Below are 23,331 nucleotides of genomic sequence, written 5' to 3'. Positions count from 1 at the left end.
GGGAACAGACAGAGTTACAGAATGGATCGGAGGACAAGTATGGACGTTTTAAAGAAAGTTCCTGTTAGAGAGCAGGACGCGAAAGTGCGAGCAACAAATTTTGAAGAGGTTTGTTACGGATATAATGTGGATGAGGCGATCGAGGAGGCTACCCGTTGCTTAAAGTGTAAGAAACCACACTGTGTAGACGGATGCCCGGTTTCGATCAATATTCCGGGATTTATCGCAAAGGTACAGGAGGGAGACTACGAGGGAGCAGCCAATGTGATCGCAGAGTCTTCCGCACTTCCGGCAGTCTGTGGACGTGTGTGCCCGCAGGAGAGCCAGTGTGAGGGCAAGTGTGTCCGCGGTATCAAGGGCGAGCCGATCTCCATCGGTAAGCTGGAGCGTTTCGTCGCTGACTGGTCGAGAGAGCACGGCTTCGTTCCGAAGGCACCGGAAGAGAAGAATGGCATCAAGGTTGCAGTTGTAGGTTCTGGTCCGTCCGGACTGACCTGTGCAGGCGATCTGGCAAAATTAGGCTATGATGTGACGATCTTTGAGGCACTCCATGAGCCGGGCGGAGTACTGACCTACGGTATTCCGGAGTTCCGTCTGCCGAAGTCCACGGTTGTCCGCAGTGAGGTGGAGAATGTAAAGAAGCTCGGCGTTAAGATCGAGACCGATGTCGTGATCGGAAAATCCGTGACGATCGACGAGCTGATGGATGAGGAAGGTTTTGAGGCAGTCTTCATCGGTTCCGGTGCAGGACTTCCGCGCTTCATGGGAATCCCGGGCGAGAACGCAAACGGAGTCTTCTCTGCAAATGAGTACCTGACAAGAAACAACCTGATGAAGGCATTCCGCGATGATTACGATACCCCGATCGTTGCAGGAAAGAAAGTTGCCGTTGTCGGCGGTGGAAACGTAGCAATGGATGCTGCCCGTACCGCTCTGCGTCTCGGCGCTGAGGTTCATATCGTATACCGTCGTAGTGAGGCTGAGCTTCCGGCACGAGCTGAGGAAGTTCACCACGCAAAAGAAGAGGGCATCATCTTCGATCTGCTGACGAATCCGGTTGAGATCCTGACGGATGAGAACGACTGGGTAAAGGGCATTAAGGTGATCAAGATGGAGCTTGGCGAGCCGGATGCTTCCGGAAGACGTCGTCCGGTTGAGATTCCGGGATCTGAGTATGTGATGGATGTGGACACTGTGATCATGTCCCTCGGTACTTCCCCGAACCCGCTGATCTCCAACACGACTGAGGGTCTTGAGATTAACAAGCGTCGCTGTATCGTTGCTGAGCCGGAGAATGGTCAGACTTCCCGCGAGGGCGTATTTGCAGGTGGAGATGCCGTTACCGGAGCTGCTACCGTTATCCTTGCAATGGAAGCCGGAAAGCATGGTGCAAAGGGTATCCACGAGTACCTGACCAAGAAGCATCAGAACGCATAAACAAAGCGAACGAGTATTTGCGATAAAATGCAACCATCGACTTGAAAATCGCAATAAGATAAAAGAAAGTGCGGGAACACAAAATGCAGTAACATAAGATGTGATAAGACAAAATGTGATAACATAAAATGTGAGAGTATAAAATGTGAGAACGCGCGACTAAATGTGACAATCAAATGTGATAAATCGCAGGAGCAGGATCATGGAGACATGGTTTGGCTCCTGCTTTTTCTTGTTTTACGAGAATCGTGCGAAAAGCCCCCATAAGCATTGATTTAATTATTGATTTAATTAGGAATAGGAAATGGCTAGGAAATGATATCGACTTTATTTTTGAAAGATTTGAGAGAAAGGAGGAAGTGCTGAGAAAAAAATCACAAAGTAGACACAGTTTGGACATGATTTTTCTGTATTTTAAAAATGATTGCAACGAAATTACTTGCAGATAAGCAAGTAAAGTGCAAGAATAGAGACCTAAGAGACAGAGAGATAAAGGAAGGCAGGAAATCCGAATGAGTATTGACAAGATGATTCTGGACAGCTACGAGGAAACAAACTCGGTGAAAAAGGTGGAGAAGGAGACCGGATACAGCTAGTGCCGGATTGTGAAGACACTGGCGACGCATGGAATTACGACAAGTGATTTGCATCGAAGAATCCTACATTTGTATCAGGTGGGAGTGACGCGGGAGGAGATTGCCTCCGAGACGGGACTTGCGGTGCGGACAGTTGATGCCTACCTGCCAAGAAAACGCGATGTGGTATACGGAGAGGCAGTCACGGAGAATGCGCAGAGATGTTTAAGAAGCAGACAGCGCAGGAAGCAGAAAGAGGCGATCTCGGCGTAAACAAATCGTTAGAAAAATGTCAATAAGCAAAAGTGTTGAAAAATTATCATTTTTGCCCTTGTTTTTCGTCAGGGGGTATTTTAGGGAAAATGGTAAAAAACACTGGACGAAATTGTCGTTTTATGAGAAAATATGATCAAGTACGATGAGTAATAAAGAGACGGTTGTGTGGCGTCAGACTGCGGGGTCAAACAGAAGCGCAGTACCATACAGCGCGACCTTATGGCGCGTACTTTATGAGATTACATAGTTGAAAGGAGTTTTGACATGATTTATTCACAGGAAGTAGAAGAAATGTGCACCGTCGCTCAGGGCGTGCATCATGGTGCTGCTCCGATTCCGGAGGAGGCAAAATGGGTACAGTCTAAACAGGTGGGAGACATTTCCGGTCTGACACATGGTGTTGGCTGGTGCGCTCCTCAGCAGGGTGCTTGTAAGCTGACTCTTAACGTGAAAGAGGGCATTATTCAGGAGGCTCTGGTTGAGACCATCGGATGCTCCGGCATGACTCACTCCGCAGCAATGGCAGCTGAGATTCTTCCGGGACTGACTGTTCTGGAGGCTCTGAACACCGACCTTGTTTGTGATGCAATCAATACCGCTATGAGAGAGCTGTTCCTTCAGATCGCATACGGCAGATCTCAGAGTGCATTCTCTGAGGATGGTCTTCCGATCGGTGCAGGCCTTGAGGATCTTGGTAAGGGTCTTCGTTCCCAGGTTGGTACCATGTATGGCACTCTGAAGAAGGGTCCTCGTTACCTGGAGATGGCTGAGGGATATGTAACCGGCATCGCTCTGGATGCTGACGATCAGATCATCGGCTATCAGTTCGTGAACTTCGGCAAGATGACCGACTTTATTAAGAAGGGTGACGACCCGACCACCGCTTACGAGAAGGCAAAGGGTCAGTATGGCCGCATCGCAGATGCAGTTAAGATCATCGATCCGAGACAGGCGTAAACGAACGAATTTGAAGGAGGAGACAAGTCATCATGGCATTATTTGAATCATATGAGAGACGCATCAAGCAGATTGATGCAGTATTAAACAGCTATGGCATCGCTTCTATCGAGGAAGCAGAGAAGATTACCAAGGACGCAGGTCTGGACGTATACAAGCAGGTTGAGGCTATTCAGCCGATCTGTTTCGAGAACGCAAAGTGGGCTTACACCGTAGGCGCAGCAATCGCAATCAAGAAGGGTTGCCGTCGTGCAGCAGATGCAGCAGCAGCAATCGGTGAGGGTCTTCAGGCTTTCTGTATCCCGGGATCTGTTGCTGATCAGCGTAAAGTAGGTCTGGGCCATGGTAATCTGGGTAAGATGCTTCTGGAAGAGACCACTGACTGCTTCTGCTTCCTGGCTGGACATGAGTCCTTCGCAGCAGCAGAGGGTGCTATCGGTATCGCAGAGAAGGCAAACAAGGTTCGTCAGAAACCTCTGCGTGTTATCCTGAACGGTCTGGGCAAGGATGCTGCACAGATCATCTCCCGTATCAACGGCTTCACCTATGTAGAGACCCAGATGGATTACTACACCGGCGAAGTAAAAGAGCTGTGGAGAAAGTCCTACTCCGAGGGTCTGCGCGCTAAGGTAAACTGCTATGGTGCAAATGACGTTCGTGAGGGTGTTGCAATCATGTGGAAGGAAGGTGTTGACGTTTCCATCACTGGTAACTCCACCAACCCGACCCGTTTCCAGCATCCGGTAGCTGGTACCTACAAGAAGGAGTGCCAGGAGAAGGGTAAGAAGTACTTCTCCGTAGCTTCTGGTGGTGGTACTGGACGTACCCTGCATCCGGATAACATGGCAGCTGGTCCGGCTTCCTACGGAATGACCGATACCATGGGCCGTATGCATTCTGATGCACAGTTCGCAGGTTCTTCTTCCGTTCCGGCTCACGTAGAGATGATGGGTCTGATCGGAATGGGTAACAACCCGATGGTAGGTGCTACCGTAGCAGTAGCAGTATCCGTAGAGGAAGCAGCTAAGGCAGGCAAGTTCTAAGGAATAACGGTTTTAAGCCATTCTTATGAATGTGCATGAACAAGAAAAGACAGGGAAAAACACGATAATTGTTGATTACTTGTTAACTACTTGTTAACCGCACTTGTTAACCTAAATATAATAAAAGGGGTCGATTCTGACCCCTTTTTTCTATTGCATTTTTTCAAGATCACTTCTTAACCATTCAAGATCGCGAACCGTATAAGTTGATTCTGTTATATCCTGTATCGAATGTCCCACCATTTCTTTCAATGCATATTCGTCAACACCGGCCTTTTTACAGCGGGTAATAAATGTCATGCGCGGATCGTGCGCGCGGTGCTCTGGATTCAGGCCAAGCTGTGCGATAACCTTCTTAAAACGCTTTGCATATTTATCGTATGTGATTTTCCAAGATCCTGCATGGGTCTGACCCTTGTCATTCAGGAGGTATTCACTTCCGATCGAAACAGCAAAGTCATAATTTTTCTTGAGCAAGTCACGGACCTTCGTGTGGATCGGGACGATGCGCTGCTTGCCGGCTTCAGTTTTCATTCCGGCCTGCATATACCATTCATTTAAATTTATCTCATCCAGACGGAGTGTAGCAAGCTCCTGCGGTCGCCACCCCATATAGCACTGCATCAGGATCCAGTCTACAAACTGGACCTCATCGACACTGTCCCAAAGAATTTTCATTTCGTCTTCTGTAAATATAATGTGCGATCTTTTTGCCTCTTCTTTTTCTTTTACGATGTCTTCCGAGACATCGAAGGTTCTGGCATAGTTTTTATCGACAAGTTCATATTCCAGAGCATAATCGAGCATAAGATTAAACATAGATTTCATTCGTGACTTCATGCCGGCAGTAGCATATATTTTTTCGCCTTTTTTCTTCCCTTTTGTTTCGATTCGGTATCCATCATCCATACATCCCTTGATATGCCGGGCGCGCAGGTCTTTTGCTCTCATATTGTAGACGGAAGAGCAGAACGCCCATGCGGAAGCGATTGTGCGCTGGTAGGCTTCGGATGTATTCTTAAAATATTCTTTCGTCCAACGATCATATAGTTGCTGCACTGTTAGATCATCGTTTAAGTCATATGGATTGCGATTATATTCTACCAGCGCCGCATAGGCCTCGTTGTATGTAGCGAAAAAAGATTGAGGTTTGAGTGGCTTTAAAATGAATTTTCCAAGATCATTTCGTCCAACGCAAACTCTGGCCCAGAAAGGATTTCTCAAGTTTTTCCCTTTAAATTGAGTGATTGATCCAAAACCATTTGGCAGCCGCATGCGTTTCTTACTTTTTCTGGTTGATCTGGCGACGGCCGGTTTATCCAACGGGTAGCCGCAGTGGGGGCAGGTGATGGCTTTATCACTTACCTGCAGGTCACATTCGGGACATTTCATCAGTGCCATAAGTATCCTCCTTTGAAAAAATGTATAAAAATAACACCCTTGCCAGGATGTTCCGGAAATGATATAATTCAGGTGTTCAAGCTGGATTATATCGAACCAGAGCGATCTGGCAAGAGAAAATCTATGTAAAGCCGTTCGGTGTTGGTAGCGCCGGGCGGTTTTTGCATTTCAAACTATTTTTGTTCGATTTGCATTTTTCTTGCAATATTAGTCTTAAGTTTACCGTCAGCATTGCTTTGGTGTCATGATTAGGCGTCCTGGTTCACTTCTAAACGTCTGGAATTCCATACGGTTAAATATTTATTTTATAATGGAAACCATTTTGTTGATGTCAACAAAATGGTCAGAAATACAGTTTCCGCTAGGACATTTCTGAACGCATTTTCTGGCTAATACGATATTGTTCAGCATCAGGCACATCTATAAACTCAACAGTTTTGTCGAAATTCTTTCTAACAACTTCCTTGATCTCATCCAGTGTTACATGGAAAAATTCACGTCTCTGATTAACCAAATTCAGTTTTTTGTTCTCGAAGGCCCGATGCAATGCAGCTTCCAGAGCAGGCGCATCATCAGAAAAAATCATCGCGTGAACATCAAAGTTAAACGGAACAGATGCACTTCCAAGCTCATCGATACGATCCTGAGGATCGAGTCTGCGAGTCATACCGATCTTGTAAACATCTTTACCGAAAGCACCAATATTGGAAATTACATATACATATCCAGCACGCATATTGGCTTGGCGGTAATCAATGTCTGAAAGAGCTTTGTCGACATCAGCAAGATGGCTCTCGAGCTGCTCTTTTTTGGTAAGCAGATCAGCATTTTCGGGGTTCTGCTCAAGCTGCAATTTTAATTTTTCATAAGCAGTTTGATAGTGAGTTTGTTCCTTTTCAACTTTCTTTCGCTGTTCTTCGATTTCTCTTTCAATCTTTGCCTGTTCACGTTGCTCAGCTCTTGCCGCTTTCTGCTCTTCTTTTTCTTCTTGCTTCTTTTCCCGATACTCGAATGCAAGACGAAGCTCTTTAACTTTGGCATCCAAGTAACTTCTGGAAATGGAAATCTTCATAACAGAGCCTAACTTCGTGATAGTCTCTGCGGACTTGTAGATTTTATCTAATGTGGCATCAAAATTATTATATTTTACACGATTAATCAGATCATCACACTCGGTATTAAATGCGCGTAAAAGAAGTTTCTGAGTATCAGATACCATCTTTCTACCTTGAGTTTTACTGTTATTTACTGTCCATTCAGTATTACCCAATACTGCTTTTTTAGCTTTAATAAGATCTTTCTGATCCTGACGAATTTTTGCCAGTTCCTCTTTGTAATCAAGGGCAGAAGCAAAATCATATTGAGGGGTATAGAGTCCAAATTCCTGAACAAGTACTTCCTCATCCATACAAATAAGTTCTTTCTTTTTTTCGGCAATTTGCTTTTCAATGGCATTTAAATCATTTTGCTTTTTCAGAAGAGCTTCCTGAGCTTCGGATTTTATGTCGGAAAGATGTTTGTTGGCAGAAAATTCCTCCGCGTGAAGAGATGTTACTAAAAGTTGCAAATTGTGAGCATCTTGCATTTCAGGTGTCAGCAAAGCCTGTGCATCCGCATAACGCTTCGACAAATCCTGAATCTGATTCTGAACTTGGGCAGCCATTTTCTTTTCGTATTTTGTTTTGGCAACGAGTAACAAAATTCCTAACAATACAGGAATACCGTATACAAACCATGCAGCAAAAAGAATGCATATCAGGGGTGTACTAAAATACCATGGGCTTTTAATAGGATAAGTGGATAATTTTTCTGAATCATTCATATATTTTTCCTCTTTTCTTCTGTATTATAGCTTATACATAGTAAGGATTTGGCTTCATGAGTAGTGCAATCAGATCGATAATCCATCCGATACCACATAATCCTCCAGTGCACAGATATAATATGCCCATTCCTATTTTACCTTCATAAAACTTGTGGCCGCAGATGGTAAATAGACACAAAAAGAAAGCAATCCACTTGTTTTTGGGTCTGCCATAAAATGCAGCCGATGAAGCAAAGGCGGTAGAATTGGAAGAAGATGAGTTATTAATAACGATAGATGAATTAGAATTCTTTAATTCTTCCACTTGTTTCCCGCATTTTGGGCAAACTATGCAATCAGCATCAATGAGCTGTCCACAGTGTTTGCAATACTTTTGTTTGTTTTCCATAATTTTATATATTCCTTTGTTTTTATATTTTTTCGATCACAGTCAGCGCCGAGGATATCCTACAATAATGGTTCAACTACTGGAGTGCGGGACTCAGCCAAACATCAGAAGCATTATCAATCAGCTGATTTTCGATAATTGTACCGTTTGCAACATTTTCAAGTACATCTTTTGTGATTGTAAAACTAATAACTTTTTGCTCGGATCCGTTTGTCATATCAGCAACAGCCCAATATTGTAACTCATCATACTGATTAAGATTGTATGTTTGGATAGCTTCATATACATCAAAAAAGCAGCTCTGTGTGGTCAAACGTTTTGTGAGACTTGATGTTATTTTTGCTTTTAAGACGATTGTTCCGCCGCTAGTTGTAACGTCCAGTAAGGTGCCGTGCTTGAGTTTTATGCCAGAGGCATCAGCTCCGCTTTGAGCCATAAGAGAATCATAGTTTGACATGACATACAGATATACCAAACTAGCATTTTCTGGTGAAATCCCATAATTACTACCGATTTCCTGATCTACTTGACTTTCATAGTCAGCTTCCGCAGAAGGATCATCTGGGGACGATTTCCATGCAGATTCATAATCGTTATATATAGAAAGCATTGTGCTATTATCAAGTCCTAAAGCAGTAATTTCCGGCCATTCATCATGCTCGTCAGTTTCGGCAATTGTGTCATGTTCAGCAGTTTCAGCAGTTATGGTAGGAACTTCGGAAGAACTTTCTGTCTCAGACGCAGTTGTTTCTGGAACAGGACCCGTTTTCGTTAGTTTCATCGTTTGGGTCATGCCCATTACAGAAACATCATAGCTTATAACTCCATCCTTGTAAGAAATTTTTTTGGTATCATCCTGAGAGGCTAGTAATGCAGTGCTTGTCTTTTCCTTATTATTTTTAGAAATCCAAGAATATTCTTTAACGTTTTTCACTGGCGCATCGTACGAGCCTGCCCAATATAGCGAGCTGGTGTCAGAAGTTTTCCAATCTATTTCTATTTCATCTCCTGAAATAATTGCTTCCTGATAATTTCCGGCACTTTTGTCTGATGACCATGTGCCAGATAGATCAAGGGTGCTTTCTGTTTTGCTATTGCAAGCGGTTAGCATTGTAATTGCTAAAAGAGATAATATAATGTGTTTCTTCATAGATTCCTGCTACTAAAAACATATACAAATAGGTATATGCTAGATGATTTGCTATAATCTCACGATTTATAGTTACTGCTTCATCCGTGCATGCTTTTGTGCTGAATAAATCCAGACACTACTCACAAGTTCTTGTACACTCCACAGTCGTAAATTCCCGACTAGCCATCGGTACATATCTGTAAATTCATAGACATGATTAGATACAGATTATCATCTAAATAGCTTTTCCTTTCTTAATATTTTTGTTTTGCTACTTGGTTTTCGTAGACTTATACCATTGTCCAAACGTCACCATCAAGGTTCTACCCTATAATTAGCAGGACTATTTCAACCTGCACTGGCTACTTCTCGACGTTTCCGACTGCTTTTACGTCAGCACAAACGAATACTCTGGATTTTGAGTATCTTTGAACATAATCGTTCACTTTCATCAATATTTCCGATTACTTAACTATCCTCCTTTTTGTAGATGATCAGTTTTTTGACCATGGTTAACACTGTGTCACATTGCCTTTTCAATTTCGTCCGCATCTGCTTTGTCAAAATCGTCCCGCATAATGTGTTCCAGTGCGTGTTGGTACGCCAGCATTTGCCGTTCAAAATTCAGCCGTGAATTCAGGAATATGGAAAAACTACCATCCGCGTTGTAGATAACCTGTTCCTCGACTCGTGTAGGCATATCCATATAGTATACGCCGATAGCCTCTGTCAGTAACGGATTTTTCAAAACTTTTTAACACCCCTCATCATTATTGTGCTGTTCCTTGGCTTTTAAGCGTTTCATAAAGTCTATATGTGCGCGCAGTTCTTCCGGATCAATATCTCTGGCAACGTGGAATAAGGAGCGCAGATCCGGATTTTCAAATGCTTCCTGTGCAATTTGGCGGGTCTCATCGTTCAAATAATAATGGTCATTTTCTGATCCATTTCTTCCCAAAAGAAAATTCATATCTACATTAAAAAAATCAGCAATGGATTCGAGCGTTTCAAAATCTGGTTCACGCTTTCCTGATTCATACATTCCAATAGTAGATTTTGCAACTCCAAGTTTCTGAGCAAGTTCTGCCTGTGATAAGTTATCTCTATTGCGTAGTTGTTTTAATATTTCATTAAAAGAAGCCATTTCGTGATACCTCCTATAAAAATATTATACACAAAATGTGAATATAAATCAATCAAAAAGTTCACAAAATGTGGTTGACAAGCGATCACGTTTCGTGTATTATACAAGAGAACACAAAACGTGATCGAAAGGAGGAATTACCGTGGATATAGATGTAATGGCCATGGCAGAGAAGCTGATTAAGCTTAGAGGGAAGAAAACTCAGGAAAAAGTTGCCGAAGAGCTTAATATTAGTAAATCGGCGCTCTCCATGTATGAGTCAGGGAAGAGAGTACCGAGAGATCCGCTTAAAGCAAGAATTTCCAAATATTATGGCAAAAGCATTGCTTACATTTTTTTTAACGAAAAAGAACACGAAAAGTGATCGGACATTAAGAAACTGCTGAAATAAGAAAGGAGGCGAGAAAAGTGGATGATGATCTGGAGGTGCGTTTAAAGAACGCCAGAGAGCAGTACGAAGAGACAATGAGGCAAGTAAAGGCAACTAAGCAGATATGTGAGTCCGCAAAAAGATCATATCAATTTTTAATGGTAATTGGTGCAATTATGTGCGGACTCACGCTTGCGTTGATCGGCTGTTTTATTTGTTATTTTGCAAGCTCTCTTTGATCGTGCCATCTAGGCGTTGAATCGAGTGTGCAATGGATAGTCTGGCTTGTAAGACTCTTCCAGATGTTTTTGAGGGAGATGAGAGACAAGAAAGGAGACAAAAAAGCATGGATAACAAAGTAAGTGACCTTACGCAGGCGAAAGAAATCGCCGAGCACGTAAGCCGCACGTTGATCGGCGCTGGCAGTATGCCAGAATTTGCAACTGGAAGCGTTCCGATCGCTACGGCGGCGAAGATTCTTGGAAAAAATCCTGATTGGGTGCAGGCCGGAATTATTTCCGGCTGGCTTCCAATCGGAAAGGCCACACAGGGGGACAAACTGCTGACAAGTATGGAGCAGTTGAACCGGAAAAAGAGAACAAACTACTATATTAGCCCGAGGCTTTTGTGGGAGCTGACAGGGTATGTCTGGAAAGGAGAAAAGTAAGATGGCAAAACTGAGAAACGTGGAAGTAGCAAAAGAGGAGGGACTGTCCTATGTGGCAGTCCGGAGCACGCCAAGACAGGCGGACGCGCTGCTGATCGTCCAGCAGCTCCTGATCGGCATGGCCGGCGCGTCGGCGCTGATGGGAGTCGGCGCGTACATGGCACTGACGGTATTGAAATAAAAACTCCGACACAGCCATTTAATACTGTGTCGGAGAAAAAAAGATAACTATATGAATATCTGCCCTTTTATTATAAGGGCAGATGAGAGGAAAAGCAAGATGAAAAATACAGGTTTTATCGGCGTAGGCCCGGAACAGGGCACATACGTTTCTGGAGAAGATGCCTACACATATGCACTGGAGCGTATCCAGATGGCAGATGAGAAAGAAAAGAATGAGTTTCTGGAGTGGTTTTATTCCGGCAACTGGGTTTCTGAGGAGGTCTGGAGTGAACAGTAGATGCGATGGTTGCGGCGCTCCTGCGGTAGATCCGGAATGTTGTTCCAGATGCCGCAAGGAAGCGGAGAGAAAGAAGAAAAAGGGGTACAGAGAGGAGAGCGACCATGAGATGGCAGTATGATCTGTATGAAATTGACCAGGCAATTACGGACGCGTGGCTGTCTGCGGTAGATCCGGAGACAGGAGAAATTATCGACGAAGAAGCGAAGACGGCGCTGGATGCTCTGGAGATGGAAAAGGGGCAGAAAGTAGAAAACATTCTGCTCTGGGCGAAAGATCTCCGTGCAAAAAGCGGAGCTATAAAAGCAGAAGCAAAAAACATGACAGCGCGCGCGAACGAAAAGGATGCTCTGGCGGACAAGCTGGAGGAGTATGCCGCCAGAGCACTCGCTGGGGAGAAGTTCGAGACGACAAGAGTGAAAGTGACCTGGAGAAAGAGCCAGGTTGTGGAATATACCGGTCTGGTGGAAGACCTGCCGAAAGAATGTATCCGCCAGAAACTTCCGGAGGTAGATAAGGCAGAGCTGAAGAAGCTCCTGAAGGCAGGGGCAGAGATTCCGGGCGCGAAGCTGGTAACTCGGAATAACATGCAGATTAAGTAGGAGGGAGACGCAAATGAGGAAAAAATTGGAATTCCGGACGCTTAAAGCATCCGAGATCGACTGCCGGATCGCGACAGTGAGTGAAAAAGGTCTCTCTCTTCTGCTCTATAAGGATGCAAGAGTAGACCAGAATATTCTGGATGAATCCGTCGGACCGATGAACTGGCAGAGAAGCCACAGCCGTGAAAATGCAAACTGTACGGTTTCTATCTGGGATGATGAGAAAAAGCAGTGGGTAAGCAAGGAAGACACCGGAAAAGAGAGCAACGCTGAAGCTGAAAAGGGGCTTGCTTCCGATTCTTTTAAACGAGCTTGTTTTAACTGGGGCATTGGTAGAGAACTCTACACAGCGCCTTTTATCTGGATCCCGGCCACCAAGTGCAATATTAAGGAATCCGGGCGCAAGGACAGAAATGGAAAAATGATTATGACCTGCTACGACCGGTTTAAGGTATCCCACATCGGATATGATGCAGAGCGGAATATTGTGGATCTTGAAATACAGAAAAATGATACTTCGAGTGAGACGGTTTTTGGCATGAAAAAAAAGCCGGCTGAAGCAGAAGAGGTAAAGAAAGAGAGCAGAGAGCCTAAAGCAAAGGAATTGATTCCGGAAGAGTACATAGAGGAATTAAGGAGCGAGTTGCGTAGAACCGGAGTAGGAAGAAGACCACTGATGGCAAATTATAAAGTGAATGATTTCCATGATCTTACTCTTGTGCAGTGGCTGGATGCCATGAAAACATTGGCAAAAAAGCCGGACAAGCCGAAGGAACAGGTGGCGATTCCGCCAGCTTCCGGAGATGCGAACACAGCACTGACATCGTAATAGTAATTATGCCGGGAGATGCCGAAAGTGCCCGATACTGCGGACCATATACCTGTGAGTCTACTAGCGTGCAGACAATAGCCAGGAAGATGACCGTGGGGCATAGGTAACTTGTTTGTTCGGCTTTTATTGTGTCACGACAATTATGCCGGAGGTACTGCCCCTTCCGCTGATCCAGTAGAGAGGGGGCAAAACCAAAACAAAGGAGGTCGCCATGCAAAGAGATAGCATGGTTTTTTACAGAAGTTTCCATGAGGCAACAAAAGAGTTGCCACCAGAAATTTACAAAGAGGCAATGGTTGCTCTTATGGACTACGCGCTGGATGGGAAGCTGAATGAGGTGTCTGCTTTTGCAAATATGTTTTTGCAGATGGCGAAGCCTCAAATTGATGCAAACAACCAGAGATACATAAATGGTAGTAAGGGTGGAAGAAAATCAGAACCGAAAACGGTTGTTGCGGAAAAGGAAGAAACCAAACAAGAACCAAACAAGAACCGAATCGTAACCACCCCCGAACCTAATGTAAATGTAAATGATAATGAAAATGTAAATGTAAATAAAAAAAAACATTCGTGCACCGCTGAAGCGGACGCACTGTTTGAACGCCTCTGGAAAGAATATCCAGTAAAAAAAGGCAAGGGGCAGGTGAGTGCCACCCAGAAAAAGAAGCTGCTGGCAGTTGGAGAGACTGCGCTGTTTAAGGCGATTGAACGCTACCGCGCAGAGCTGGCTAAGGATTCTGGATGGAGGAGAGCCCAGAACGGAAGCACATTTTTTAACTCCGGATATATCGATTATCTGGACGAAAATTATGTGCCAAGCCAGGAAAAGGCGCCGGAAAATCGGCGGGCAGGCACGCCAAACCGCTTCCACAATTTTGTAGAGCGGGAGGGAGTAGACTACGACGCCATGATGGAAGCAGAGACTCTGAAATGGCTGGAGGGAATACAACAGTGAGAAAAGCAATACAGCCCTACGAAGTGGAAGGGTAGATGAACTTTCTGGATTTCCCGGAAGTGCTTCCAGAGCCTGCTGAATCTGAAAAGCCGGCAGTAGAAAATCCAGAGCCAGAAGCTCCAGAGGTGGAAGAGCCGGAAGAACCAGAGGAAGCAAAGAGCGTCCCGATCGAATATGACCGGCACACGCTCGTAAAAATGATCGAGGATGCTCGAGAAAAAATGGAATTACTGCGAGAGTATTGGCTGGCGAGCCAGCCATTAACCTACGCAAAATATAGCATGCAGAGGCAGGCGTATGAAATGCTCCTGCGGGCGCATGATGCAGAGGAGGAAAGAGACAATGGATGACCTGAGAGATTTTAATAGTCCGGAATTCGGGCATATAAGAACAATAACCATCGGCGGAGAACCATGGTTTGTTGGTAGAGACGTGGCCAACGCTCTCGGATACAGCAATACCAGAGATGCAATTTTGAACCATGTCTTCCAGGAGGACAAGATGGATGGGGTCGAAATTCTCGACCCCATCGGAAGAAAGCAGAATCCTATTTTTATCAACGAGTCTGGTCTGTATGCGCTGGTATTTAACAGTCGGCTTAAAACAGCAAAGGAATTTAAACGCTGGGTTACACACGACGTACTCCCATCCATCCGCAGAACAGGCAAGTACATAGTTGGACAGGAGACAACAAGAGAGCAGAGGATGGCGAGCGCTTTTCTCGAGGCGCAGCAGATTATACAAGAGCTGGAAGAAAAGCAGAAAACGCTTCTGGAGGACAACGAGCGGATGCGCCCGAAGGAGGTATTCGCGGATGCAGTATCTGGAAGCCAGACATCTATTCTTGTGGGAAATCTGGCAAAGCTGATCTGCCAGAACGGATATGAAATCGGCCAGAAACGCCTGTTTGAGTGGTTGCGCAATAATGGATACTTGATTAAGCGCCGGGGCGAAGATTGGAATATGCCGACGCAGAACGCAATGGAGAAAGGACTGTTTGAGATTAAGGAGTCCACGCGGTTAGATGGGAATGGGTGCAACATCACGACCCGCACCCCGAAAGTAACCGGAAAGGGACAGATCTACTTTGTAAATAAGTTCTTGCGGACAGAGGTATAAAAATGACTGAGAAAGAAAAGAAGATCTATGACGCCTTGAAAAAGGGAGTAAAGAAAACCAGAGAGATTATGGAGCTGTGCGGGGTGTCCTGTGATACGGCGTGCTGGTATCGCAGAAAGTACATGGAAGAGCATCCGGAAGAAATGACGCCGGAACTGGTCTATGTACCAAGTACGTCGGAGAAAGAAAAACGCCTGCGGGCTACTGCAATCTCGGCGGAGAAGATCGCAGAGGTGCGGAAGGAGACGCGAGTGGGAGATACAATCCCACTCCGGAGCCTAAAAATCTCTGACGATATAAATGGATCCGGAACGAACAACGGAAGGGCGACGAGGGGTACAGTTGTGAGTACCAAAAACCGGTACTTCTGCGTTGTGCGACTGCCGAACGGTGTAATGGAATCCGTTCTGTGGTCGGATTTAGTTACCGGTAGAGGAGGAACGACAAAATGATGCTGTTTTTTGTAGGATTTGTGGCAGGCACGGGAGCAGGCATCCTGGCAGCGATTGCGACGCTGCTGGTGCTGGCGGAGAGAGAAAGAGAGGAGAGAAAATGAGACTGACAGTAAAGACTTTATCGGGCACTTTAAAACTGAGAGGTATGACGCGGAAGCAGCTGGATGCCGGCGAAAAAATTACTGGCGAAGTGCATCAGAAACTTTGCCAAGCATTGCAAAAACTTGCGGAGTATGAAGACACAGGACTGAGCCCGAACGGAGTGCAGGCAATGCTGTCTCTTGTGCAAGAGCAGGCGATGCAAACGCTTGTAAAGTTGCAGGAGAGTCGGGAAAGAATGCAGAAAACGAAAGGATTGTACAAGTGGATTTCGGTAGAGGAGAAGCTCCCGCAGATTGGAGAGTTGTGCGTAGTTATTGCACAGCGGTCGCGGTGGATTGCGGACTATGGCGCAACTTGGCTTCCGGAAGAGGAAAAAAGTGACCATCCAGAGTGGACATTCCCTTCTGTTGCATATTTTCGCGGAGAAAATTGGGATCTGTATAGTCCAGATGATGAAGCGTTCTATGCAACAGGAGAAAAAGGTCCGGAAGACTGGGAAGATCTGAGTACAATTTCTGAGCGTGTGATCGCTTGGATGCCGCTTCCAGAATTGAATAGAGAGGAGAAGAGATAGGCATGGAAAGAAATCCAGCAGACGAAATAAACACAACAATGTGGAGCTTCTTGATGACACATGGACAGAAAGCTAATATCCCGCGCCTTAAAGAGGTGGTGTATGACCTTATTGGCATGACAACACAGAAAACAGCAGGGCAGAGGCATGTGAAGAAAGATCTGAGCTGGAAAGAGCTTGGTATGACTCTGATGAGCGTTGCGATCGAAGCGACGGCGCTGGTGCTGTCTGGCATGTTGGATGGAGAAGAACAGTGGATTCCGGTAGAAAACGGCGGTGAGATGCCAGAAGAAAATGAGTGGGTGCCGGCAACGGTAAAAAGACATTTCTGGACTTACGAAGGCGAGGAGCATCCGGAAGTTATATATACAACATTAGCCACATATGACGGTGCGTGGAGATTTCTGGACATAGAAAGTGATGATACAAATCCGTGGGTAACTGATGCAGATGATTGCAGTGAGGAGAATCCGAACTATCCGATGGCAGAGGTGATCGCTTGGATGGAGTTACCAAAGCCGTATAGAAAGGAGGGGAGCCGGAATGAGTAAGGCAGGCGAGAGAGTTACGGTAGTGGAAAATAGAGAACTCCGTGAGATGATCTACGAGGCAACAGAGAACAGTTTCCTGACGAAAGATGAGTATGCGGAAATTCGGAAAATTATCCTGAACGCTTGCAAGAGAGTAATGGGGAGCAATCCGGAAGCCGCAACTCAGTCACTTGCAGATAACTTAGTTAGTCAGAAGTAATATAAAAAAGGACCGTCCTCATCAGACAGTCCACAAGCGCGTGTATATATTATATCGAAATTGTGGAAAAGTTGCAAGGGAGGATTGTTTGATGAGGAAAATGTGGTCTTTAAGAAATACAGAATGGAAGGCGAGGTGAGTCCATTGGACAAGGAAATTCTGGTCCAGTACTGCGAGATGAAGGAGGAGATAAAAGATTTAAGACGGAGAATTATGGAACTGGATAAGTTTCTGGATAAACCGCCGATCGTTTCGGATACAGTGATGGGTTCGCGAGAAGATCTGACAATCGGTCCGATCAAGGTGACAGGGATTCCGGATCCGATCTATTACCGGAAGCAGAAAGCTCGAGAACGGTATAAGAAAATGCTGGAACTCAAAGAGGCGGAGCTTCTGGAACTTACAACGCAGGCAGAAGAGTACATAGACAGCATAGAAAAATCTGAGCTGCGGATTATGTTCCGGCTGTATTACATCGATGGATTGACATGGGTGCAGGTGGCGCACCGAATGAACAGCATGTTCCCGAAGCGCCGGATCAAATATACGGATGATAATTGCTGGAGAAGAAATCAGAGATTTTTTGAAAATGTCGGGTCATGTCGAGAAGAAAAATGATAGTATGTAAACTGTACATACCGGACCGGTAATAAACAGGTCAATTTCTTTTCTCATGTAATACCCCACCGCCGGAAGACCCACCGGCGGAATGATGGAATGTAGCTCAGTTGGGAGAGCGCTTCTGGATACCGGCCAGAAGAGGGTGGGGGTTCGATTCCTTCCATTCCAAAGTAGACAGAAAATATTGCATGACGCAAAACCTCCTCTCAAGAGTCCTTGCCTTCGGGCAGGGGCTTTTTGCATTGGAAAAAAAGTGAGGTGAGTCCGAATGACAGAAAAACAGAAGATTTTTGCAGATGAATACCTGATCGATCTGAATGCCACGAGGGCTTACAAGGTCGCGTATCCTAATGTGAAGAAGGATGGAGTGGCGAGAGCAAATGCCAGCAGATTGCTAACAAATGCTAACGTTAAAAAATACATTTCTGACCAAATGGATCAGATCCACTGTGACAAGATCGCCAATGCACAGGAAGTGATGGAGTATTTAACATCTGTCCTGCGTGGAGAGAGCACAGGACATGAAATTGTGGTCGAGGGTGTTGGTGAGGGCATGTCTGAAGCACGAATGATGGAAAAGAAGCCGTCCGAAAAAGAAAAGTTGAAAGCGGCGGAGCTTCTCGGGCGAAGATACTCTCTGTTTACGGAAAAGGTAGAAGTATCGGGATCTCTGGAGGCAGAAAAGACCAAGCTCGATGATCTGATCCAGCAAATGCGGGGCGGTGATGGATAGTGAGTAATGAGCGCTTGCTATTATCGGAGAAGTACAAGGCTTTCCTCCGCTGCAATGCTCCAGTAGAGTTTCTGGAAGGGACTACGGCAGCGGGAAAGACCACTGTGGGATTGTTTAAGTTCATGCTCAAGGTAGCTCAGTCTCCGAAGAAACTACATATCATCGCGGCGAAAGATACTGGTACAGCGGAAAAGAACATCATTAATAAAGATCTGGGAATTATTGATGATTTCGGAGATCTGACAGAGTATAAAGGAAACGGAACCAAGGATGATAAGATCCCACATATCCTATTTCATACGACTGGCGGTGACAAGGTTGTTTATGTAATGGGATATGGAGACCGACAGAAGTGGCAGAAAGCTCTTGGCGGACAGTACGGATGCTTGTACATAGACGAGATTAACACAGCAGATATTGATTTCGTTCGAGAGGCTGCCATGCGTTGTGATTATCTTATGGCCACACTTAATCCCGATGATCCGTCTCTGGATGTGTACAAGGAATACATTAATTGCTCACGCCCGCTGCCAGAATGGGAAGCAGAAACACCGCAGGAAATAAAAGACGAATTAAAAGAAGAGCCAAAACCCGGCTGGGTGCATTGGTTCTTTTCTTTTGTCCATAATTTGGGACTTCCGGAAGAAAAGCTGAACAAAATTCTGGCCAACACTCCGAAGGGGACAAAGATCTGGAAGAACAAGATTCTGGGGCTTCGAGGCAAAGCTACCGGACTGGTATTTCCAAATTTCGACCGCAAGAAACATGTAGTAACCGTTGCATGGGTGCGGAAAGAAGTGGAAGCGGGCCGGATCCAGTGGAAGAAGTTCTCTTGCGGACTGGATACAGCGTATTCTACCAAGTCCCCGGATACAATTTCGATGGTCTTCCAAGGAATTACAGCAGACCGAAGATTGATCACGCTGGCAGAACGTGTATACAACAATGCTGATCTGGACACGCCGATTGCACCAAGTGACACGGCAGTGAAACTTGTGGAGTTTCTGGAGCGGTGTCGGAAAGAGTGGGGATTCGCGAAAGATGTATATGTAGATAATGCGGATCAGGCAACGATCACGGAGCTTCGGAAGTACAAGCGCCTGCATGGTTGCTTGTACAATTTCTGGGATGCTTATAAGAAGTTCGGGATTCTGGATCGTATTAAGCTACAACTCGGATGGATACAGCAAGGCTGTTATCTGGTTGTGGATACCTGCACGGAGCACTTGGCAGAATTGGACAAGTACAGCTGGAAAGAGGACAAGGACGAGCCGGAAGATAGAAACGACCATACCATTAACGCAGGACAGTATGGATGGATTCCGTATAAAAGTCTGATCGGCTTCGACGAGGAGGATAAGAAAAAATGAGGTGGTGGCAGAAGATGAATGACAACATTCGCAAAGGTGTGCGAAGCTGGTTGCAGATTCAAGCGGCGAGTCCATACAATATCCAAATTAATGAGATGGCGGACTTTGAGACCAATGCGATCCGCAACCGGATCTGGTATCGTGGAGACAGCAACGAACTGGAACAGTTATATAACAGTCTTACAGAATACGCAGATAAATACAAATTCTGGGCTTCCCGCTGCACTCCGGGCATGGAAATGCGAAAAATTCACACCGGTCTGCCGGGACTGATCGTTCGCGTTCTGTCTTCGATCACGCTGGCGGATATGGGAGATTTCGAGTTCGACCAGGACAAGCAGGAACAGATTTGGAAAGAAATCGAAGAAAGTAACAAGTTCCGGAAGAAAATGGAGAAGGCACTCAAAGAAATTCTGTACATTGGAGATGGAGCTTTTAAGGTCACAATCGATACGGAGGTGAGTGAATATCCTATCTTGGAATGGTATCCAGGAGAACGGATCGAGATCCTGCATCGGCGTGATCGAGTGCACGAAGTGATCTTTAAGACACCAATTCTGGTACAGGGAAGACAGTATGTCTTAAATGAAAGGTACGGTTATGGATATATCCTGAACGAGTTGTATCTGAATGAAAAGATGGTTGATCTGACAACCTTGGAACAGACGAAAAATCTGAAGAATTATACATTCGATACGAATACCATCCTTGCAGTGCCAATTCGAGTGTATGAATCAGCAAAGTACGATGGGCGCGGTGGTTCTATCTTCGATGGAAAGCTGGATAGTTTCGATGCATTCGATGAGGTATGGTCTCAGTGGATGGACGCAGTTCGGGCCGGAAGATCGAAGACATACATTCCGGATTGCTTAGTGCCGAAAGACCCAGAAACAGGAATGACGCTCCGTCCGAATCCATTCGATTGCCGGTATTTCGCTGGAGACAACAACATGGATGAGAAGGCAGAGAACAGGATCCAGACAGATCAACCAACGATTCCACACGACAGTTATCTGGCATCTTACATCACGGCGCTGGATCTGTGTTTGCAGGGGATCATAAGTCCAAGCACACTTGGAATCGATACAAAGAAGCTGGACAATGCCGAAGCGCAGCGGGAAAAAGAGAAGACTACTCTGTACACCAGAAACGCGATTGTGGAAGCCTTACAGGAGACGCTTCCGGAACTTGTATCTGCGTCGATTAATGCTTACAACATTCTGCTCCAGAAGCCGATCGAGAAGATTAAGGTAGATATTCCGTTTGGAGAATATGCCAATCCATCTTTCGAGAGCCAGGTTGAAACAATGGCAAAAGCACGTCCGGGAGTAGCGTTGATGAGCGTAGAGGCACAGGTAGAAGAATTATATGGAGATTCCCGCGATGATGAGTGGAAGCAGGAAGAAATTGCACGTTTGAAAGCAGAGCAGGGAATTGCAGAAGTAGAAGAACCGGGAGTCAATATGTCTGCCGGCTCTTTTTCTGTCAATATGGAGGGCGAAAATGCAAGTGAAAGTAATGAACCGAGTGTACAGAATGAGCCAGATGGAGTACCAGGGACTGCTGAAAGTAGCAAGTGAGCAAGTGCCATTTGGAGTGTATGCCATCGAGAAAAAAGGATATGCGGAGCTTCGGGATGATAAATGCGAAAGCAATACCCAGTTAAAGACTCTGATCCGTGGTTTCAAGGCACAAGGATTTAAAGTTCTGGCGAATGATGGACGAGTGATGAAATATGCCGGACAAGATGCAGCGGAAGGAGCGCTGATGAGTGCAACATAACGAATACGACATTGCCGCTGCCTTCCAGAAGATCGAAGAGGAACTGATTGCATCGATGATCCGCAACATGGATCGGCATCGGGCGGAAGAGACGGCAGAAGGGTATGAATGGTCTATGTGGCAGACCGAACAGCTCAAGGCGCTGGAAAAGTACAAGAAGAATAACCAGAAAAAGTACAAAAAGCAATTTAATGAGCTAAACCGCCAGATCAGAGACCTGATCCGAGAAGCGAGAAATAGGGGCGGGATGAAGCAGGAAATCCAAATCTTGCAGGCGATTAAAAAAGGCTGGAAAGTTTCTGGAAAGAACAAAGCTCCGGAACGCCACAAAATGACTGCGGAATTCTTCCGGATAAATGATCGAAAATTAGATGCCCTGGTTGAAGCTACCGTACATGACATGGAAAAGGCTGAAACAGCAATACTCCGAAAAGCAAATGACGATTACCGGAAGGCAATCTTTGACGCGCAGGTATATGCCAATTCTGGAGCAGGCACTTATGAAAAAGCGGTGGACATGGCCACGAAGGACATGCTGTCGAGAGGTCTTAATTGTGTGGAGTATTCCAATGGAGCAAGACATACGCTTCCGAATTATGCAGACATGGCAATTCGGACGGCCAGCAAGAGAGCATACTTGCAAGGGGAAGGCGAGAAACGGCAGGAGTGGGATATCCATACGGTTATTATGGCCAAGCGTGGGAATCCGTGTCCGAAATGCCTTCCGTTTGTCGGAAAAGTACTGATCGACGATGTGTGGAGCGGAGGAAGTGGCAACGGAAACAGAGAAACTGATCCGGAAACAGGAAAGAAATATCCACTTATGAGCTATGCGATAAGTAAGGGGCTGTATCATCCACGGTGCAAAGACAGCCACACTACATACTTCCCAGGAATTTCTTCAGCAGACGATACATGGACGCAGAAGGAACTGGAAGATATTGGATTGCAGAATCAGCTGGAAGCTAGAGAGCGGTATGCAACCAGACAGGAAGAAAAGTACGAGCGGTTGGCTAAACATTCATTAAATTCAGAAAACAGGCAAATTTATGAGGAAAAGGCTTTTAAATGGAGAAATGCAAGATTTAAGACGGGTGGTTTAGATAGTCGAGAGTACGCTCAGATTAAAGAAAGCGAGCAATTTAACGGCTATTTGGACGCTACAAATGAATGGAAAGCACGAGCAACGCCGAATTCTCATCAAATAATAGACTTAAATACATATACAGTAAATGGTATTGATTATAAAGTTGATGGAAGGCAGGTTGTACTAGATTATGCCACAAAGGAAAAAGAGATAGCGGAGCTTCTTAAAAAAGAACTCGGAGGCGAAATTGCAATGGTGCCTAGGGTATTGAATCCGAAAGGAGTTTCTACACCGGATTATATTTTTAGAGGCGAAGCATTCGATTTAAAAGAATTGACAGGAACAAGCAAAAATCTTATTTATAATGCGATATCTAAAAAGAAGCAGCAAGCTTCAAATTTTATTTTAGATATTTCAGCATGTCCACTATCAGAAACTGATTTATTGAGACAAGTAGAAGGCATATACTGGTCCCGCCACACTTCTTTTGTAGATAAGCTTATTCTGGTAAAAGACAATCAGATTATTAATATTTTTTCGAGGCAAAAGTAAAAAAGGAGCGATGGCCCAACCCAAAAGTGGGGGTCAGGTATCACTCCTTTTTATTAAGATATCTTGTAATTATTTTACTACACTATTTAGAAAAAAACAAGAAGAATCACCAGTCATTAGGC

30 protein-coding genes and 1 tRNA gene are annotated in these 23,331 nt (G+C 45.2%); 25 read left to right on the top strand and 6 right to left on the bottom strand.

Features of this window, described 5'->3' with window-relative positions:
* Positions 1-39: 39 nt before the first annotated feature.
* From gltA to ACR0QT_RS00905, 4 genes are all read left to right on the top strand, one after another.
* Positions 40-1,437: an NADPH-dependent glutamate synthase gene (gene gltA, locus ACR0QT_RS00920; RefSeq protein WP_432629030.1), complete on the top strand. Its 1,398-nt coding sequence runs from the start codon at positions 40-42 to the stop codon at positions 1,435-1,437.
* A 665-nt stretch (positions 1,438-2,102) separates the two neighbouring features.
* A complete protein-coding gene (locus ACR0QT_RS00915; RefSeq protein WP_432629029.1) occupies positions 2,103-2,285 on the top strand; it encodes a hypothetical protein in 183 nt (60 codons plus the stop codon).
* Positions 2,286-2,552: 267 nt separating this feature from the next.
* Positions 2,553-3,245 carry an iron-sulfur cluster assembly scaffold protein gene (locus ACR0QT_RS00910; RefSeq protein WP_432628227.1) on the top strand — a complete coding sequence of 231 codons (693 nt, stop codon included), beginning with the start codon at positions 2,553-2,555 and terminating at the stop codon, positions 3,243-3,245.
* A 32-nt stretch (positions 3,246-3,277) separates the two neighbouring features.
* Positions 3,278-4,288 (top strand): GGGtGRT protein, encoded by a 1,011-nt coding sequence (locus ACR0QT_RS00905; protein WP_177977718.1) that lies wholly within the window; start codon positions 3,278-3,280, stop codon positions 4,286-4,288.
* A 150-nt stretch (positions 4,289-4,438) separates the two neighbouring features.
* Here the strand turns inward: ACR0QT_RS00905 and ACR0QT_RS00900 are convergent, their stop codons facing one another.
* The 6 genes from ACR0QT_RS00900 to ACR0QT_RS00875 form a co-directional block, all read right to left on the bottom strand.
* Positions 4,439-5,689, bottom strand: coding sequence for a tyrosine-type recombinase/integrase (locus ACR0QT_RS00900; protein WP_432629028.1), 1,251 nt, complete (start codon positions 5,687-5,689; stop codon positions 4,439-4,441).
* A gap of 361 nt (positions 5,690-6,050) precedes the next feature.
* A complete protein-coding gene (locus ACR0QT_RS00895) occupies positions 6,051-7,511 on the bottom strand; it encodes a DUF4041 domain-containing protein (protein ID WP_432629027.1) in 1,461 nt (486 codons plus the stop codon).
* A 31-nt stretch (positions 7,512-7,542) separates the two neighbouring features.
* Complete coding sequence (locus ACR0QT_RS00890) at positions 7,543-7,902, bottom strand: NINE protein (protein WP_432629026.1); 360 nt, start codon at positions 7,900-7,902, stop codon at positions 7,543-7,545.
* A 76-nt stretch (positions 7,903-7,978) separates the two neighbouring features.
* A complete protein-coding gene (locus ACR0QT_RS00885) occupies positions 7,979-9,052 on the bottom strand; it encodes a hypothetical protein (protein WP_432629025.1) in 1,074 nt (357 codons plus the stop codon).
* A gap of 505 nt (positions 9,053-9,557) precedes the next feature.
* Entirely contained in the window at positions 9,558-9,782 is a 225-nt protein-coding gene (locus tag ACR0QT_RS00880) for a hypothetical protein (protein WP_432629024.1), read from the bottom strand.
* A gap of 6 nt (positions 9,783-9,788) precedes the next feature.
* Positions 9,789-10,178 carry a helix-turn-helix domain-containing protein gene (locus ACR0QT_RS00875; RefSeq protein WP_432629023.1) on the bottom strand — a complete coding sequence of 130 codons (390 nt, stop codon included), beginning with the start codon at positions 10,176-10,178 and terminating at the stop codon, positions 9,789-9,791.
* Positions 10,179-10,320: 142 nt separating this feature from the next.
* Between ACR0QT_RS00875 and ACR0QT_RS00870 the strand changes: the two genes are divergently transcribed.
* From ACR0QT_RS00870 to ACR0QT_RS00770, 21 genes are all read left to right on the top strand, one after another.
* Positions 10,321-10,542, top strand: a complete 222-nt coding sequence (locus ACR0QT_RS00870) for a helix-turn-helix domain-containing protein (protein ID WP_432629022.1) — start codon at positions 10,321-10,323, stop codon at positions 10,540-10,542.
* Positions 10,543-10,586: 44 nt separating this feature from the next.
* Complete coding sequence (locus ACR0QT_RS00865) at positions 10,587-10,787, top strand: hypothetical protein (protein WP_432629021.1); 201 nt, start codon at positions 10,587-10,589, stop codon at positions 10,785-10,787.
* Between the two features lie 107 nt (positions 10,788-10,894).
* Positions 10,895-11,215 carry a hypothetical protein gene (locus ACR0QT_RS00860; RefSeq protein WP_432629020.1) on the top strand — a complete coding sequence of 107 codons (321 nt, stop codon included), beginning with the start codon at positions 10,895-10,897 and terminating at the stop codon, positions 11,213-11,215.
* Complete coding sequence (locus ACR0QT_RS00855; protein WP_432629019.1) at positions 11,193-11,396, top strand: hypothetical protein; 204 nt, start codon at positions 11,193-11,195, stop codon at positions 11,394-11,396. Before ACR0QT_RS00860 ends, ACR0QT_RS00855 begins: the two co-directional genes overlap by 23 nt.
* A 99-nt stretch (positions 11,397-11,495) precedes the next feature.
* Entirely contained in the window at positions 11,496-11,675 is a 180-nt protein-coding gene (locus ACR0QT_RS00850) for a hypothetical protein (protein ID WP_432629018.1), read from the top strand.
* Positions 11,676-11,779: 104 nt separating this feature from the next.
* Positions 11,780-12,277: a siphovirus Gp157 family protein gene (locus tag ACR0QT_RS00845; RefSeq protein ID WP_432629017.1), complete on the top strand. Its 498-nt coding sequence runs from the start codon at positions 11,780-11,782 to the stop codon at positions 12,275-12,277.
* A 13-nt stretch (positions 12,278-12,290) separates the two neighbouring features.
* Positions 12,291-13,106, top strand: coding sequence for a hypothetical protein (locus tag ACR0QT_RS00840; RefSeq protein WP_432629016.1), 816 nt, complete (start codon positions 12,291-12,293; stop codon positions 13,104-13,106).
* A gap of 214 nt (positions 13,107-13,320) precedes the next feature.
* A complete protein-coding gene (locus tag ACR0QT_RS00835) occupies positions 13,321-14,064 on the top strand; it encodes a DUF6291 domain-containing protein (RefSeq protein ID WP_432629015.1) in 744 nt (247 codons plus the stop codon).
* A gap of 35 nt (positions 14,065-14,099) precedes the next feature.
* The gene (locus ACR0QT_RS00830) at positions 14,100-14,414 is read left to right on the top strand and encodes a hypothetical protein (protein ID WP_432629014.1); all 315 of its coding nucleotides are present in this window, start codon (positions 14,100-14,102) and stop codon (positions 14,412-14,414) included.
* Positions 14,407-15,183, top strand: a complete 777-nt coding sequence (locus ACR0QT_RS00825; RefSeq protein WP_432629013.1) for a phage antirepressor — start codon at positions 14,407-14,409, stop codon at positions 15,181-15,183. Before ACR0QT_RS00830 ends, ACR0QT_RS00825 begins: the two co-directional genes overlap by 8 nt.
* Positions 15,184-15,185: 2 nt before the next feature.
* A complete protein-coding gene (locus tag ACR0QT_RS00820; RefSeq protein ID WP_432629012.1) occupies positions 15,186-15,635 on the top strand; it encodes a hypothetical protein in 450 nt (149 codons plus the stop codon).
* Between the two features lie 100 nt (positions 15,636-15,735).
* Positions 15,736-16,314 carry a hypothetical protein gene (locus ACR0QT_RS00815; protein ID WP_432629011.1) on the top strand — a complete coding sequence of 193 codons (579 nt, stop codon included), beginning with the start codon at positions 15,736-15,738 and terminating at the stop codon, positions 16,312-16,314.
* Positions 16,315-16,316: 2 nt separating this feature from the next.
* A complete protein-coding gene (locus tag ACR0QT_RS00810) occupies positions 16,317-16,865 on the top strand; it encodes a hypothetical protein (protein WP_432629010.1) in 549 nt (182 codons plus the stop codon).
* A complete protein-coding gene (locus ACR0QT_RS00805) occupies positions 16,858-17,064 on the top strand; it encodes a hypothetical protein (protein ID WP_432629009.1) in 207 nt (68 codons plus the stop codon). The genes ACR0QT_RS00810 and ACR0QT_RS00805 overlap by 8 nt, the downstream gene beginning before the upstream one ends.
* A 144-nt stretch (positions 17,065-17,208) precedes the next feature.
* Entirely contained in the window at positions 17,209-17,682 is a 474-nt protein-coding gene (locus tag ACR0QT_RS00800) for a hypothetical protein (protein ID WP_432629098.1), read from the top strand.
* Between the two features lie 95 nt (positions 17,683-17,777).
* Positions 17,778-17,854, top strand: a tRNA-OTHER gene (locus ACR0QT_RS00795).
* 99 nt (positions 17,855-17,953) lie between these two features.
* A complete protein-coding gene (locus tag ACR0QT_RS00790; protein ID WP_432629008.1) occupies positions 17,954-18,418 on the top strand; it encodes a terminase small subunit in 465 nt (154 codons plus the stop codon).
* On the top strand, positions 18,418-19,788 hold the full coding sequence (locus tag ACR0QT_RS00785) for a terminase (RefSeq protein WP_432629007.1): 1,371 nt from the start codon (positions 18,418-18,420) through the stop codon (positions 19,786-19,788). The genes ACR0QT_RS00790 and ACR0QT_RS00785 overlap by 1 nt, the downstream gene beginning before the upstream one ends.
* A complete protein-coding gene (locus ACR0QT_RS00780) occupies positions 19,785-21,368 on the top strand; it encodes a capsid protein (RefSeq protein WP_432629006.1) in 1,584 nt (527 codons plus the stop codon). The genes ACR0QT_RS00785 and ACR0QT_RS00780 overlap by 4 nt, the downstream gene beginning before the upstream one ends.
* Positions 21,292-21,570, top strand: a complete 279-nt coding sequence (locus ACR0QT_RS00775; RefSeq protein WP_432629005.1) for a hypothetical protein — start codon at positions 21,292-21,294, stop codon at positions 21,568-21,570. Before ACR0QT_RS00780 ends, ACR0QT_RS00775 begins: the two co-directional genes overlap by 77 nt.
* Positions 21,560-23,209 carry a phage minor capsid protein gene (locus ACR0QT_RS00770; RefSeq protein ID WP_432629004.1) on the top strand — a complete coding sequence of 550 codons (1,650 nt, stop codon included), beginning with the start codon at positions 21,560-21,562 and terminating at the stop codon, positions 23,207-23,209. Before ACR0QT_RS00775 ends, ACR0QT_RS00770 begins: the two co-directional genes overlap by 11 nt.
* Positions 23,210-23,331 lie beyond the last annotated feature (122 nt).

It is taken from the genome of Brotaphodocola sp., assembly GCF_050873365.1.
Taxonomy (GTDB): Bacteria; Bacillota; Clostridia; order Lachnospirales; family Lachnospiraceae; genus Brotaphodocola.
The sequence above is the reverse complement of the archived record's forward strand: the minus strand, read 5'-3'. Positions and strand labels throughout refer to the sequence as shown.